14 protein-coding genes are annotated in these 14,608 nt (G+C 70.5%); 9 read left to right on the plus strand and 5 right to left on the minus strand.

Going from position 1 to position 14,608, the window contains the following annotated elements; translation table 11 throughout:
* Positions 1 to 2: 2 nt before the first annotated feature.
* Positions 3 to 1,004 carry an LLM class flavin-dependent oxidoreductase gene (locus ACQPZX_RS12605; protein ID WP_433378945.1) on the minus strand — a complete coding sequence of 334 codons (1,002 nt, stop codon included), beginning with the start codon at positions 1,002 to 1,004 and terminating at the stop codon, positions 3 to 5.
* Positions 1,005 to 1,092: 88 nt separating this feature from the next.
* Between ACQPZX_RS12605 and ACQPZX_RS12610 the strand changes: the two genes are divergently transcribed.
* Positions 1,093 to 1,647, plus strand: coding sequence for a hypothetical protein (locus ACQPZX_RS12610; RefSeq protein WP_433378948.1), 555 nt, complete (start codon positions 1,093 to 1,095; stop codon positions 1,645 to 1,647).
* A gap of 139 nt (positions 1,648 to 1,786) precedes the next feature.
* On the opposite strand, the gene ACQPZX_RS12615 is transcribed toward ACQPZX_RS12610, so the two are convergent.
* Positions 1,787 to 3,922, minus strand: coding sequence for an alpha-L-rhamnosidase C-terminal domain-containing protein (locus ACQPZX_RS12615; protein ID WP_433378951.1), 2,136 nt, complete (start codon positions 3,920 to 3,922; stop codon positions 1,787 to 1,789).
* A gap of 98 nt (positions 3,923 to 4,020) precedes the next feature.
* Positions 4,021 to 5,052 carry a LacI family DNA-binding transcriptional regulator gene (locus tag ACQPZX_RS12620; RefSeq protein WP_433378953.1) on the minus strand — a complete coding sequence of 344 codons (1,032 nt, stop codon included), beginning with the start codon at positions 5,050 to 5,052 and terminating at the stop codon, positions 4,021 to 4,023.
* Between the two features lie 196 nt (positions 5,053 to 5,248).
* On the opposite strand from ACQPZX_RS12620, the gene ACQPZX_RS12625 reads away from it, so the two are divergent.
* From ACQPZX_RS12625 to ACQPZX_RS12650, 6 genes are read left to right on the plus strand one after another with little or no spacing between them, the layout of a single operon-like run.
* Positions 5,249 to 6,178: a carbohydrate ABC transporter permease gene (locus tag ACQPZX_RS12625; RefSeq protein WP_433378956.1), complete on the plus strand. Its 930-nt coding sequence runs from the start codon at positions 5,249 to 5,251 to the stop codon at positions 6,176 to 6,178.
* Positions 6,175 to 6,996, plus strand: a complete 822-nt coding sequence (locus ACQPZX_RS12630) for a carbohydrate ABC transporter permease (protein ID WP_433378959.1) — start codon at positions 6,175 to 6,177, stop codon at positions 6,994 to 6,996. The genes ACQPZX_RS12625 and ACQPZX_RS12630 overlap by 4 nt, the downstream gene beginning before the upstream one ends.
* The gene (locus ACQPZX_RS12635) at positions 6,993 to 7,193 is read left to right on the plus strand and encodes an alpha-L-rhamnosidase C-terminal domain-containing protein (protein WP_433378962.1); all 201 of its coding nucleotides are present in this window, start codon (positions 6,993 to 6,995) and stop codon (positions 7,191 to 7,193) included. Before ACQPZX_RS12630 ends, ACQPZX_RS12635 begins: the two co-directional genes overlap by 4 nt.
* A gap of 8 nt (positions 7,194 to 7,201) precedes the next feature.
* Complete coding sequence (locus ACQPZX_RS12640) at positions 7,202 to 8,458, plus strand: ABC transporter substrate-binding protein (RefSeq protein WP_433378965.1); 1,257 nt, start codon at positions 7,202 to 7,204, stop codon at positions 8,456 to 8,458.
* Between the two features lie 4 nt (positions 8,459 to 8,462).
* Positions 8,463 to 9,647, plus strand: a complete 1,185-nt coding sequence (locus ACQPZX_RS12645; RefSeq protein WP_433378968.1) for a glycoside hydrolase family 1 protein — start codon at positions 8,463 to 8,465, stop codon at positions 9,645 to 9,647.
* Complete coding sequence (locus ACQPZX_RS12650) at positions 9,631 to 11,175, plus strand: carboxylesterase/lipase family protein (RefSeq protein WP_433378971.1); 1,545 nt, start codon at positions 9,631 to 9,633, stop codon at positions 11,173 to 11,175. Before ACQPZX_RS12645 ends, ACQPZX_RS12650 begins: the two co-directional genes overlap by 17 nt.
* Before the next feature lie 142 nt (positions 11,176 to 11,317).
* Here the strand turns inward: ACQPZX_RS12650 and ACQPZX_RS12655 are convergent, their stop codons facing one another.
* On the minus strand, positions 11,318 to 12,157 hold the full coding sequence (locus tag ACQPZX_RS12655; protein WP_433378974.1) for an aldo/keto reductase: 840 nt from the start codon (positions 12,155 to 12,157) through the stop codon (positions 11,318 to 11,320).
* A gap of 10 nt (positions 12,158 to 12,167) precedes the next feature.
* Entirely contained in the window at positions 12,168 to 12,332 is a 165-nt protein-coding gene (locus ACQPZX_RS12660) for a hypothetical protein (protein ID WP_433378977.1), read from the minus strand.
* 146 nt (positions 12,333 to 12,478) lie between these two features.
* On the opposite strand from ACQPZX_RS12660, the gene ACQPZX_RS12665 reads away from it, so the two are divergent.
* Together ACQPZX_RS12665 and ACQPZX_RS12670 are read left to right on the plus strand one after the other, a co-directional pair.
* Entirely contained in the window at positions 12,479 to 12,865 is a 387-nt protein-coding gene (locus tag ACQPZX_RS12665; protein WP_433378980.1) for a DUF6394 family protein, read from the plus strand.
* Positions 12,862 to 14,604, plus strand: a complete 1,743-nt coding sequence (locus ACQPZX_RS12670; RefSeq protein ID WP_433378983.1) for a potassium channel family protein — start codon at positions 12,862 to 12,864, stop codon at positions 14,602 to 14,604. The genes ACQPZX_RS12665 and ACQPZX_RS12670 overlap by 4 nt, the downstream gene beginning before the upstream one ends.
* Positions 14,605 to 14,608 lie beyond the last annotated feature (4 nt).

Here is a 14,608-nt window from a genome sequence, read left to right on the forward strand (position 1 = left end):
CATCACACCCGGTCAATGGCCGCCAGTGCCGCGCCGGTCAGCTCGATCGAGCGCACGCGGTCCGCCGTCTCGGGCGCCTGATGCGTCGTGATCACCTCGTCGGCGTGCACGCCGGCCGCGAAAGCCGTCAGGTAGTCGCGGACCTCCTCGGGGGTGCCGGCGACGCTGTAACGGGTCATCGACGCCAGCTGGGCGCCGTTCGGCGAGGCCAGGAACTCGTCGATCTCGGCGTCGGTGAAGTTGCGCCCGACCCCGCCGCGCGAGATGAACGCCCGGGTGCGCGCCCGGTAGGCCACCTTCATCTGCTCGGCCGCGACGTCGCGGTCCTCGGCGGCGAAGACGTTCACGCCGGCGATCACGTAGGGCTCGGCGAGCTGCTCGGACGGCTTGAAGGTGTCGCGGTAGAGCTCCACCGCCGGGTGCAGCGCGTCGGGGGCGAAGTGCGAGGCGAACGCGTACGGCAGGCCCAGCTGGGCCGCGAGCCGCGCGCCGAACAGCGACGACCCGAGGATGTACAGCGGGACCACCTCGTCGGCCCGCGGCACCGCCTGCACGCCCGGCACCCGGCTCTTGCCGGTGAGGTAGCCCTGCAGCTCCAACACGTCGTCGGGGAACGTGTCGGCCGCGGTGGGGTCGCGGCGCAATGCGAACTGCGTGTTCTGGTCGCTGCCCGGCGCCCGGCCCAGGCCCAGGTCGATGCGCCCGGGGTGCAGCGCGGCGAGCGTGCCGAACTGCTCGGCGATCACCAGCGGCGAGTGGTTGGGCAGCATGATGCCGCCGGCGCCGAGCCGGATCGACTCGGTGCGGTCGGCGATGTGGCCGATGAGCACGCTCGTGGCCGACGAGGCGATGGTCGGCATGTTGTGGTGCTCGGCGTACCAGACCCGGCGGAAACCGCTGCGCTCGGCCGCCCGGGCCAGCTCCACCGAGGCCGCGAAACTTTCCCGCACCGACCGGCCGCGCTGCACCGGCGCGAGATCGAGCAGGGAGAGGACAAGAGGCATGATCCCGACCCTAGCTCTGCGGTAGGGGGTAGAGATTGGCTCCGCGGTGTGACGACCGGCACCGGATCCGGTACTTACGCTCCGCGGCATGAGATCCCTTGTTGCTTTCCTCATCGGCGCCGATCCGCCGCGGCCCGGCCGCTGGCGCATCGCCATGGTTCCGGCCGTCGCGGCGGCGGCCTATCTCGCGTACGGCGGCACGACGTACCTGGATCTGAAGTCCGGCCTGCCCTGGGTGCTGTGCGCGCTCGGCGGCCTGGCCCTGGCCGTGCCCATGGCGCTGGTCGTGACGCGGCCGCTGCTCGCCTGGCGGCTGGTCTGGCTGGCCTCGGTGATCACGGGCGCCGCGGTCCAGGCCCATCACCACACCCCGTTCTCGTGGCATCCCGCCGTCCTGGCCGAGCAGGTGGTGATCCTGTTCGTGGTGGCACGGCGGCTGCCGTACGCGGTGAGCCTGTGGGCGTGGGCGAGCATGGCCGGCCTGGTCTGCCTGTCGTTCTTCCCGGCCGACCGGCTGCCGCTGATCGAGCTGATCACCCTGATCACGGCGATGGCATGGGGCCTCCGGGGCCTGCGACTCCGGAAGCCCCACGACGCTCACGCGGTGGAACTGAACTCGAAGGTGCCCGCTCCGACGGAGTAGACGTCGAAGAGGCCGTCGCGCTGCAGATAGGTGGCGCCCGGCCTCATGGCCGTGCTGGCCGCCGACGCCGAGGACAGTGGCATTCAGACCTGGCCGCCGGTCCCCCAGAGGCGGCGCATGAGGTCGAGGGCGCCGGCGGTCATCGGAGGACCGTCACGGTGCAGGTGCCGCCGCGCACGATCAGCCGGGCGTAGCCGTCGATGACCGTTGGCCGCACGGCGTGGCCGTTCACGAAGACCTTGCCGGCCGGGACCGCGATGGTGCCGGAGGTGTGGCGCGGGGTGGTGACGCGCAGCTCGAACCGATGACCGCTCGACGTCCAGGCGGCGCTGATGTCGCCGTACTTCGTCGGCACGACCCCCTTGGCCCACGCCAGCCGGCCGGGCCGGGGCTGGATCAGCCAGGTCGAGTAGCCGGCGCCGACCGGGCTGACGCCGAGCACCTGCTGGGTCAGCTGCACCGTCGGGGAGGCGGCCCAGCCGTGGGCGAGGCTGGCGGTCGCGCGGTTGACGCCGCCGTCGTTGTTCTTGAACTCCCACAGCCCGCCGGTGTAGAGCGGGTTCCGCGGGTCGACCATCGGCCCCCAGGTGCGGCGCATCAAAGAAAGTGCGCCGTCGACGTCGTTGACGGCGAAGCGGCCGGCGGTCTCCATGCCGTTGCCGAACGGCTCGATCGTGTGCCCGGTCGGGTCCTGCAGCCCCGGACCGAGGATCGCGCCGTACGGCGTCCACAAGGAATGCAGCGCTCGCAGCACGCTTGCCCGCCGGTCGGCGGGGACGAAGTCGTATTGCAGGGCGAGGGCGTTGGCGTCCTCGACCATGACGCCCGGGTGGTCGGTGCTCTGCCCGTAGGCGCCGAGGGCCGGATTCCAGAGGCGCGCGTTGACCGCGGTCTTGATGGCGTCGGCCTTGGCGTCGTAGATCGTGGCGTCGGCAGGGGAGCCGACGGTCCGCTCGAGCCAGGCCATCTCCCGCAGCAGGATGTAGTAGTCGATGCTGTACTTCGTGACCTCGCCGGTCTGAGTGGCCTGCCAGAAGTCGCGGTCGTTGGAGGCCACCAGGTTGTTCGCGGTGCGGAAGGTGTCGTTGTAGGCCAGCTCGCGGCGCAGGCTCGGCAGCAGCCCCACGATGTAGTCGCGATCGCCGGTGTAGCGGTAGTAGTCGATGGCTGCGCGGGCGCCGTACCCGGAGTAGTTGTTCGAATAGAACAGCGGCGACCCGGCCGGCGAGGTGCGCTTGGCGAAGTCCGGCGAGCCGGGCAGGGCGCCGTCGGCGCGCTGGGTGGCGAACAGCGCGTCCAGCGAGGACTTGAGGTACGCGGCGCCGACGTCGCCCAGGGTGTTGATGATGGTGGGTCCCTGCACGAGCAGGTCGCCGGTCCAGATGCTGCGGTCGCGCTTGGCGCCGTCGTAGATGCGGGCGTCGGGCAGCCCGTTGAGGCCGGCCGGCTTCATGTTGAGCTGCAGGGTGTAGGCGCCGGAGTACCACATGCGGTTGAGCTGGTCGTCGCTCGACAGGAACCAGCCGCGGTAGTCGCGCGCGGTGGCGTGGTAGGCCTGGAAGTCGACGGTGAGCCCGGACAGCGTGACGGTGCCGGGCGTGGTCAGCGTGAGCAGGATGAACCGGAACCCGCCGTGGAATCCGCCGGCGATCGGGCCGGGCGCGGTGACCTGCAGCGTGTCGGGTCCGCCGACGCCGGCCAGCCCGCGCGACTCGTCGGAGGCCGGCGCTCCGGGCGTGGTGGCGACGGCGGCGCCTGCGGCGACCGCCTGGTCGAGCGATCGGTCCAGGTCGATGGTGCGAGCGGTGGCGTCAAACCCGATGATCGTACGAGGTTGAGCACCGCCGAACGTGATGGTGTTGCCGACCTCGAGGCCGGTGGCGGACGCGACCGTCACCTGGGTGGCGCCGGCCGGGGCGTCGGCGGTGGTCGTGGTGGCGGCCGGGCGGCGCAGGTACTGCCGGGCCTCGCCGGTGATCAGGGACAGTGTCGCCGGCCCGCTGACCTTGGCGATGTCGAGGCGGGGAGTGCCGGCGATGTCGGTGCCGAAGTCGAGCACGATCGACGCGGGAGTCCGGCCGGCGACGGTGGTCAAGGTCGTCGTTCGGCCGTGGTGCGTCACCAGGCCGCGTCCCTCGGTGCGGATCGCGGTGACCTGGGTCGACGCCGGGCCGAGGACGTAGGACTTCCAGGAGTGTGGGGAGGCCGTGGCGGGCGGCGCTGCGGCGAGCACCAGCCCGACGGCCAGCGCGGGAATGAGGGCATGACGAGACAACGTCGTTCCCTTCTCTTGTAACGTTTCACTCGGATGGGAAACGTTTCCCAAGTTCCTTGGAAGTTAGGGGGAGATGACGCTGCCAGTCAAGGGCAACGTTACCCAACGGGGCCCGACGTGCGTCGGACGACCAGCGTGGGGGAGAGCTTGACCTGCACCGTCCGGCGGTCGTGCTCGCCGATCCGGTCCACCAGCAGCCGGGCCGCGTTGGCGCCCATCTGCCGGCCGTCCTGGTCGACGCTGGTCAGCGAGACCGGGCCGAACGCCGCGAGCGCGCTGTTGTCGTAACCGACCACCGAGATGCCGCCGGGCACGGACAGCCCCGCCTCGGCGACGGCCTCCAGCGCGCCGAGGGCGACCACGTCCGCGCCGGCGAAGATCGCGGTGGGCCGCCGCGGGCGGGCGAGCAGCTCCTTGGCGCCGAGGTAGCCGCCCTCATGGGTGTACGTGGTCGAGGCGATGTCGATCTCGTCGGCGAGGCCGTGCGCGCGCATCGACTCCCGGTAGCCGTTGGCGCGCTGGGCGTTGGGCATCTCGACCAGCCGCACCGGGTCGGTCTCGTGATGCTCGATGTGCGCGATCCGGCGGTGGCCCAGGCCGGCGAGGTGCTCCACGACCAGGGCCGCGCCGGCCACGTCGTCGTCGGTGACCGTGTCGTAGGTGGCGGACGACCCGTGCCGGCCCACCACCACCGTCGGCACGCTGCGCGCGACCGAGTTCAGCCGGGTTCGCGAGGAGACCGGGGCGATCAGGACCAGCCCGTCCATGTTGCGGTCGATCATCGCCTCGATGACCCGGGCTTCCTCCTTCTCGCCGTTGCAGCCGGGGGCGAGCAGCACCTGGTAGTCGGTGCCGCCGAGCTGGGCGGTGATGCCGTCGAGGATGTCGGCGAAGAACAGGTTGCGCAGCTCGGGCAACATCACGCCGATCGTGTACGTCTGCCCGCGCAGCCCCCGGGCCGCGGCGGACGGGCGGTACCCGAGCTCGGTGATGGCCTGCTGCACCTTGGCGCGCATGGCGGGGCTGGCCCCGTACGCGTTGCGCAGCACCTTGGAGACGGCCGTGGTGGACACCTGGGCGTGCCGCGCGACGTCGATGATCGTGACCCGCCGGGGCGCTGATCTCGGCACCGGACCTCCTCGTGCTGCGGGGGTTTACCGGGTTGAGCGTACTGATCACCCCGTCTTGTAAAACGTTACACACCCTCCTCTTGACGATTTTCGTCATCTGCTTCTAAGGTCGGCGAAACATTTTGGAAAACGTTACCCACACTCCGCCGGCCGCTGCGGCCGCCCGTCGTGAAACGCTTCAACGAAGTGGGTTCCCGTGACAATCGATCTGAAAGCCCCACCCACGGCCCGGGCCGTGCCCGCGACGCGATCGCGGCGCCGGACAGTTCCGCCCTGGTGGTTCGTCCTCCCGGCCATGCTCCTGTTCGCGTTCGTCGTGCTGGTGCCGAGCGCCCGGGGCGTCTACTACGCCTTCACCGACTGGGACGGCCTCGACCCCTCGTTCGCCTTCGTCGGCCTTCAGAACTTCGCCGACATGCTGGACGATGCCGACGCGCTGCAGGCGGTGTGGCACACGATCCTCATCGCGGTCGCCATCACGATCATCCAGAACGGGATCGGCCTGCTGCTGGCCCTCGGGGTCAACACGATGATCAAGACCAGGAACTTCCTGCGGGTGCTGCTGTTCGCCCCGGCCGTGGTCACCCCGATCGTCACCGCCTACCTGTGGCGCAACCTGCTGGGCCCGGACGGCGCCGTCAACAGCCTGCTCGGCGCGGTCGGGCTGAGCTCGTGGCAGCAGGACTGGCTCGGCAACCCGCGCCTGGCGCTGTGGATGATCGTGCTGGTCATCGTGTGGCAGTTCGCCGGCTACTCGATGGTGATCTTCCTGGCCGGGCTGCAGTCGATCCCCCGCGAGATCTACGAGGCCGCCGCGCTCGACGGCACCGGGCCCTTCCGCCGCTTCTGGTACGTCGTCCGCCCGCTGCTCGCGCCGGCCATCACGATCAACCTGATGCTGTCGATCATCGGCGGGATCAAGCTGTTCGACCAGGTGTACGCGCTCACCGGCGGCGGCCCCGGGCACGCGACCGACACCATCTCCACCCTGATCTACAAGGACGCGTTCACGCTCGGCGAGTTCGGCTACAGCATCGCCCTCGCCGTCGTGCTGACGGTCATCGTCGCGATCGCCTCCGCGGGCCAGTACACCGTCCTGTCCCGCAACGAGAGGGCGGCGTCGTGAACCGCTACACCAAGCGCACCCTGCTCCTCGAGATCGTCATGGCCGCGGTCGCGATCGCGTTCGCCTTCCCGGTGTACGTGCTGGTCAACCTGGCCCTGCGGCCGTCGTCGGACACGTCCTCGCCGATCCGCCCGACCACCTCGCCGACGCTGGACAACTTCGGGCAGGCCTGGCAGCAGGGCGGCCTCGGCGGCGCCCTGATCAACAGCCTGGTGGTCACCGCGGTCAGCGTGCTGATCGTCCTGGCGGTGTCGGCGCTCGCGGCCTACCCCCTCGCGCGGTCGACCGCCCACTGGTCCCGCGGCACCTTCTTGCTGATCATGCTCGGCCTGATCCTGCCGTTCCAGCTCGCCTCGCTGCCGCTCTACCAGACGATCCGCGATCTCGGACTGCTCGGCTCGGTGTGGGCGCTGGTGCTGTTCTACTCCGGCCTGCAGGTCCCGTTCACGACGTTCCTCTACGTCGGTTTCCTCCGGGCCCTGCCCCGCGACTTCGAGGACGCCGCCTTCATCGACGGCTGCACCCCGCTCGAGAGCTTCCGGTACGTCGTCTTCCCGATGCTCAAACCGATCACGGTCACCGCGCTGGTCCTGAACGCGGTCAGCGTCTGGAACGACTTCTTCACGCCGCTGCTCTACCTGTCCGGCAGCACCAACCAGACCATGCCGGTCGCCATCGCCGGCTTCTTCGGCCAGTACGTCTCCGACTGGAACCTCGTTTTCGCCGCCCTGCTGATCAGCATCGTCCCGGTGCTGGCGGTCTACCTCGCCCTGCAACGCAGCATCATCAACGGCTTCGCCGGAGGACTCAAAGGATGATCCCGTACCCCGCCTGCGGCTGGTCGATCGCCGGCGACCGGCTCACCGTGACCGCCACGGTGCCGCCGGGCAGCACCGCCGTCCTCGAGATCCCCGCCTCCGACCCCGGCAGCATCCGCGACGAGCACGGGGCACCGACCGCCGGGGCCACCCTCCGGCTGACGTCCGGCCGCTTCACCTTCACCGCTCGGACCTAGGAGAAATCATGAGAGCACGCATCCTTGTGGCCGCATTGACCGCCGCCACCCTTGCCGCCTGCAGTGGTGGCACCAACGCCAACTCCGGCGGTGGCGGCGACAACAAGACACTGACCATCGCCTCGGTCGACCAGGGCTCGATCGAGAAGGTCGTCGACGCCTTCAAGGCCGCCAACCCCGGCGTCACCGTCAACCTCACCACCGCCGGCGCCGACCAGTACCAGCAGCAGATCCGTACGCAGCTGTCCTCCGGCACCGCCCCCGACGTGATGACCGTCTGGCCCGGCAACGGCAATCCCGGCGCCACGTACGTCCTGGCGAAGCCCGGCTATCTGCTCGACCTCTCCGACCAGCCGTGGGCCGCGCAGCTGCCCGACTCGTTCAAGAAGGTCGCCCAGTACGACGGCAAGACCTACAACGCGGTGTTCGGCCTCAACGGCATCGGCGCGGTCTACAACGACGACGCCATGACCAAGGCCGGGCTCACCGCGCCGGGCACCTGGACCGAGCTGCTCGCCTTCTGCAAGGCGGCCGCGGCCAAGGGCACCCCCGCCTACGCGCTCGGCATCCAGGACAACTGGGTCACCCAGCTGGTGCTGTACTCGCTGGTCGCCACCACCGTCTACGGCGCCGACAAGGACTTCGACGCCAAGATGCAGGGCGGCCAGGCCACCTTCGCCAACTCGCCGTGGACCACCGCGATGGCCAAGTACCAGGAGATGAGCAAGGCCGGCTGCTTCCAGAAGAACCCGCTCGGCACCAGTTACGAGGCCAGCCAGACGCTCGCCGCCACCGGCAAGACGCTCGGCATCGTGCAGGGCAACTGGGTCGTCGCGCTGCTGAAGGGAAAGAACCCGAGCGGCAAGTTCACCATCAAGGCGCTGCCGGCCACCGACGACCCGGCCGGCTTCCTGATGCCCGCCGCGGCGGGCGCCGGCTACGGCGTGAACGCCAAGGCCAAGAACAAGGAGCTCGCGCTCAAGTTCATCACGTTCGTCATGTCGCCCGCCGGCATGAAGACCTTCAACGAGGCCCAGGGCAGCCTGCCCACTCTCACCGGCGCGGGCACGACCGTCGACCCGGGCCTGGCCGAGCTCACCACGTACGTCAAGGACAACAAGACCGTGCCGTTCATGGACCAGCTGTGGCCCAACGCCAAGGTCCAGCAGACCATGCTCAGCGGCCTGCAGGAGATCTTCAGCAACCAGTCCAGCCCGGACAAGGTTCTGACCGCGATGGACGCCGACTACAAGGCCGGGTCCTGACGCCGTGACCGGCTTCCCGGACGGCTTCCCGTGGGGGAGTGCCACCGCGGCTCACCAGGTCGAGGGCGGCAACGTCAACAACGACTGGTGGGACTTCGAGCACGACCCGGCAACGGCCGCCCGGGAGTCGTCCGGGGACGGGATCGACCACTACCACCGCTACGCCGACGACTTCGCGCTGCTGGCGTCGCTCGGGCACAACGCGCACCGGCTCTCCCTCGAATGGTCGCGCATCGAGCCGGCGCCGGGGGAGTTCAGCCGGGCCGCCCTCGCCCACTACCGGCGGGTGCTGACCGCGCTGCGCGACACCGGGATGACGGCGCTGGTCACCCTGCACCACTTCACCCTGCCGAGGTGGTTCGCCGCCCGCGGCGGGTGGCTCGGCCCGGACGCGGTCGCGACCTTCACCCACTACTGCGCCCGGGTCGCGGCCGAGCTTGGCGACCTCATGCCGTACGTGTGCACGATCAACGAACCGCAGATGGTCGCCCTGCACGGGTATCTCGAGGGCTACCACCCGCCCGGGATCACCAATCCGGTGCTGTGGAAGCGCGTGGGCGGCGTGCTGACCGAGGCGCATCTGGCCGCGGTGCACGCCGTCCGGGCGTACGCGGAAAGCCGTGTCGGACTGGCGGTCCAGCTGCCGCTGCTGGCGCCCGCCCGCGACGACGACGCGTGCCGGGAGCTGTGCCGGGTGATGCGGCACGAGATCGTCGACCGCCACCTGGACGCCCTGTCCTTTCCCGACGGCGGCGACTGGCTCGGCGTTCAGTACTACCGCAAGCAGTGGGTCGACCCGGCCGTGCCCACCTTCTTCGCGCCACCGCCGCCGGGCAGCCAACTGACGCAGATGGGCTGGGCGGTGTACCCCGACGGACTGCGGCAGATGCTGCACCGGGCCGCCCGCACCGGCTTGCCGCTGATCGTCAGCGAGAACGGCATCGCCACCACCGACGACGAGGAGCGCGTCGACTACCTCACCACCCACCTGGCCGCCGTCCGGCAGGCGATCGGTGAGGGCGTCGACGTGCGCGGCTACCTGCACTGGTCCGCCTTCGACAACTTCGAGTGGAGCGAGGGATACCGGCCTCGCTTCGGCCTGATCGCCATCGGCGACGACTTCACCCGCACTCCCAAGCCCAGCGCATATGCCTTCATGAAAGCGAGGACCGATGGGATTAACGCGTAGAACGATGATCGGCGGGGCGCTGTCCATCGCCGCCGCGATGCCGCTGCCCACGCCGGCGGACGTGGCGGCAACTCGGCACGGCAAAGTGCGCGGGCGACGCCAGGACGGCATCATCAAGTTCCTCGGCGTGCCCTACGCCACCCCGCCGCTCGGCAAACTCCGGTTCCAGGCGCCGCGGCCGCCCCGGCACTGGTCCGGTGTGCGCGATGCCGTGGACTTCCCCAACCCGGCGTACCAGGTGGCCGGCGCGGAAATGGGACCCGGCCGCCGGATGCCGGCGCCCTCGGAGGACTGCCTCTACCTCAACATCTGGACCCCCGCCGCCGACCGCAAGCGCCGGCCGGTGATGTTCTACAACCACGGCGGCGGCTACATGATCGGCTCCGGCTCCGCCACGGGGCAGGACGGCACCCACCTGGCCCGGCTCTACGACGTGGTGGTGGTCGAGTCCAACCACCGGCTGGGCCTGCTCGGCTATCTGTACCTGGGCGACGGTCACGCCGCCAACCAGGGGATGCTCGACATCCTGGCGGCGCTGCGCTGGACCAGCGAGAACATCGAGAACTTCGGCGGCGACCCCGGCAACATCATGGTCTGGGGCGAGAGCGGCGGCGGAGCCAAGACCGCGGCCGTCTACACGATGCCGGCCGCCGCGCCGCTGTTCCACAAGGCGTCGATCGAGAGCGCCGCGCCGCTGCGCTTCCCCACCCGCGAGGGCGCGATCGCCCGCTCCGAGCGCACCCTGCACCTGTTGGGAGCGACCGTTTCCCAGCTGCGGGACATCCCGGCGTCGCGGCTCCTCGAGATCCAGGTCTCGGAGGCCGCCAACGGCGTCGCCCCCTGGGGCGACCCCGGCCCGCTCCCTGGCTTCGGCGCTTTCGTCGACGGCCACGTCATCCCCCGGCACCCCTTCGCCGACGGCGCCGCGCCCTATGCCGCGGGCAAGCCGCTGATGGTCGGCACCTGCCGCGACGAGATGGTGTTCTTCAGCCTCTTCGGCCCGCCCGACATCTTCCGCATCGACGAGGCCGGCCTGCGCCGTGAGCTCGGCGGCACCTACCAGGGCGCCGAGCTCGACCGGGTCATCGACACCTTCCGCCGCTCCCGCCCCGGCGCGACCCCCGCACAGCTCTACTTCGCCATTACCACCGCACCCATCTGGCGCGACGCCATCAAGATCGCCGAGGCCAAGGCGGCCCAGCACGCCGCGCCGGTGTTCATGTACCAGCTCGCCTACCCGGACCCGACCCTGGTGCCCGGCACCGACTTCCCGTTGGGCTCGCCGCACGCCTCGGACATCCCGATGAAGTTCGCCAACGTCGCCGCCGGCCAGCTGCCGGGCAAGCTCGCGACCGCGCGGCACATGAGCGGGCTGTGGGCGGGTTTCGCCCGCCACGGCCACCCGGTCGCGGCCCAGGTGCCGAGGTGGCCCGCCTACACCCCGAGAGACCGAGCCACCATGCGGATCGACGCCACCTGCAAGGTAGTCAACGACCCGGACCGGAGCGAGCGGCTGTTCTTCCGATGAGCGACCGCCCGCCCGTGAAGCAGACGCCGCCGGCGCCGGCGATCAGGAGGGCGTTCACCCGCCGGCGGTGCGGCTCGGGGACGAACGACATCGTCCGGGGCATGCCCCGCGACAGGCAGCCCCGGAACGGCGTCGTGGTGCGCTAGCCGAGCCCGCTGATCGCGGCGACCTCGGCCGGGGTCAGCTCCAGGCCCGCCGCCGCGACGTTCTCCTCCAGGTGGGCGACCGAGCCGGTCCCCGGGATCGGCAGGATCGAGGGCGATCGGGCCAGGAGCCAGGCCAGGACGATCTGGTACGCCGTGACGCCGTACTTCTCCGCGGCCGCGCGCACCGCGGGCTGGTCCTCGTGGCCGGAGATCGGCGCCCACGGCAGGAACACCAGGCTCTCCTGCTCGCACAGGTCGACCAGCGACTCCGACCGGCGATCGTCGGCGTTGTACCTGTTCTGGATCGACACGATCGGAGTGACGCTCTGGGCGGCGCGCAGCTGCTCCTCGGTGACGTTGGAGACGCCGATGTGCCGGATCTTGCCCTGCGCCTTGAGCTCGGCCAGCGCCCCGATCGAGTCTTCGAGCGGCACCTTGGGGTCGGGCCGGTGGAACTGGTAGAGCGGGATCTGCTCGAGCCGCAGCCGTCTCAGGCTGCCGTCGAGCGCCTGCCGCAGGTGCTCCGGCCGCCCGTCCGGCACCCACTGGCCGGGGCCGGGCCGCACCAGACCGCCCTTGGTGGCGATCACCAGGTCTTCCGGATACGGATGCAATGCCTCGGCGATCAGCGTCTCGCTGACGTCCGGCCCGTACGAGTCGGCGGTGTCGATGAGGTTGACGCCGAGCTCGACCACCCGGCGCAGGACGGCCCTGGCCTCGTCGCGGCTCTTGGGCTCGCCCCAGATGCCGTCCCCGGTGATGCGCATCGCGCCGAACCCGAGGCGGTTGACCGTGAGGTCACCGCCCAGGTCGATGGTGCCCTGTGTTGTGCTCACGCAAACAAACCTAGCGCCCGAAGGAGAACCGGCGCTTCTTCTGTGGACGGAAGCCCTGCAGGGTGTCCGCACCCTGCCGCAGCCACCGGGTGCCCCGGCTCGGGCCGCGCCGGGCCTCGATCACGTCGCTGAGCTTGCGGGCGCCGGCCACGGCCAGGGGAAGGGCGATCGCCATGATGACGAAGCGTCGAAACAGATTCAGGATCATAGGGGCGGATTACCCGCAAACGCCGCCACCTATGCGTCGGTCGTAGGTGATCACCGGTGTCGCCTGCCGTACGTGCTACCGGCAGGGATACTGTGCGGCATGGAAGGGCGCTCATGAGTCTGGAAAAGGTCGTTTTCGGCTTCTTCGTGCTGCTGGCGGCGACCCTGAACCTCGGGTTCTTCATCGGCCCGATCTCCGATCCGGCGATGCACAACGTCTACGAGCTGTTCGCGGCCGTGGTGGTCAGCCTGATCGCGACCGTGCTGAAGTTCGGCGACCGCACTCAGATCGGCGCGGTCCACCTGGCCACCAGCCTGGTCGCCGACCTGCAGCTGATCGCGGCCGCGCTGATGTGGGCGTACGCCACGCAGATCTCCTCCGCGGGGCCGGACGCCGAGGCGATGGCGGGCGTGGTGTCGCTCTCCGGCGGCGCGCTGCTCGCCAACCTGGTCTCGGTCGTCCTGCTGGTGATCGAGACCACGACCTTCCACCGCCGATGAGGGGGTCGCGGCGCCGCCGTTTCTCCCCGCGGTACGCCGAGACGTCGCCGACGATCTTTCTGCTGCTGCGGCGGATGCGGGCGCCGCTGATCGTGCTGATCGTGATCTTCTCGGTCAGCGTGCTCGGCCTGACGATGATCCCGGGGCAGGACGCGGCCGGGCAGCCCACCCGGATGAGCTTCTTCGACGCGTTCTACTTCATGAGCTACACGGCCACGACGATCGGGTACGGGGAGCTTCCGCACCCGTTCACCGGCGCACAGCGGCTGTGGGTCATGGCCACCATCTATCTGACGGTCATCGGCTGGGCGTACGCGATCGGCTCCTTGCTCTCGCTCTTGCAGGACCGCACGTTGCGCCAGGCCATCGCGCTGCGCCGCTTCTCCCGCACGGTGACCCGGCTCCGTGAGCCGTTCCTGCTGCTCGCCGGGTACGGGCAGACCGGGCGGATCCTCGGCCGGGCGCTCGACTCGCTCGGCCACCGCCTGGTCGTGCTGGACCTGCAGGCCGAGCGGGTCGACGCCCTCGACATCGACGCCTACCACGCGGACGTGCCGGGGCTGGTGGGCGACGCCGCCGACCCGCGCACCCTCGACTTCGCCGGGCTGAACCACCCGCGCTGCGAGGGTGTGCTGGCGCTGACCGACAACGACGAGGTCAACCTGGTCGTGGCGATGACCGCCGCGCTGATCCGCCCGGGTCTGCCGGTCATCGCGCGCACCGTGTCGCCGGCGATTGAGCATCGGATGCAGGCGTTCGGCTCGCCGGCCGTGGTCAACCCCTTCGACCGGTTCGGCGATCACGTCCGGCTGGCGTTGCACGCGCCCGCCTCGTACCAGCTGATGTCCTGGCTGGTCGGCGGCCCGGGCGCGGAGCTTCCGGAACCGGTGCGCATGCCGACCGCGGGCCGCTGGGTGATCTGCGGGTACGGCCGGTTCGGCCGCAAGGTCGTCGAGGACCTCCGCGCGGACGACCTGGAGGTCACGATCATCGACCTGGGCGAGCACGAGGACGAGCCGGCGGTGATCGAAGGCGACGCCTCCGACCCCGCGGTGCTGCGCCAGGCGCGGCCCGGCGAGGCGGTCGGCTTCGTGGCCGGGACGGACAACGACACCACCAATCTCTCCCTGGTCGCCGCGGCTCGCCGGGTGAATCCGGGCCTGTTCGTCGCCGCGCGGCAGAATCGTCCGGCCAGCGCGCCGCTGTTCGAGGCGGCCGGCGTCGACTGGGTGGTCGTGCCGGCCGAGGTGGTGGCCCGCGAGATCTACGCCCAGCTGAGCACGCCGCTGCTGTGGCGCTTCCTGCAGGAGATGCCGGGCCGTGGCGACGCGTGGGCGAAGCGATTGCTCGACCGCCTCCAGGCGCACTGCGGCAGCCGCCTGGGCAGCGTCTGGAAGTCCACCCTGAGCGACGCGGAGACCCCGGCGCTCGGCCCCTGGCTGCAGCGCGGCCACGCCCGCCTCGGTGACCTGCTCCGCAGCCCCCGGGACCGGGACCGGCCGGTCGCCGCCGTGCCCCTGCTGGTGCTGCGCGGCGACGGCGCGGTGCTGGGCCCGGACGACGACGAGCGGCTGGCCGCGGGTGATCAGATTCTGTTCGTGGGCAGCCCGGCATCGCGGCGCGCCCTGACCGACACCATGACCAACCGTGCAGTGAGCGAATACGTGCTGTATGACCGCACGGTGCCGGCCGGGTGGCTCTGGCAGCGGGTAACTCGCCGCTTCCCACATGCGGGCTGAAGTT

The sequence above is a fragment of the Actinoplanes sp. CA-142083 genome, from assembly GCF_050942195.1.
GTDB lineage: Bacteria > Actinomycetota > Actinomycetes > Mycobacteriales > Micromonosporaceae > Actinoplanes.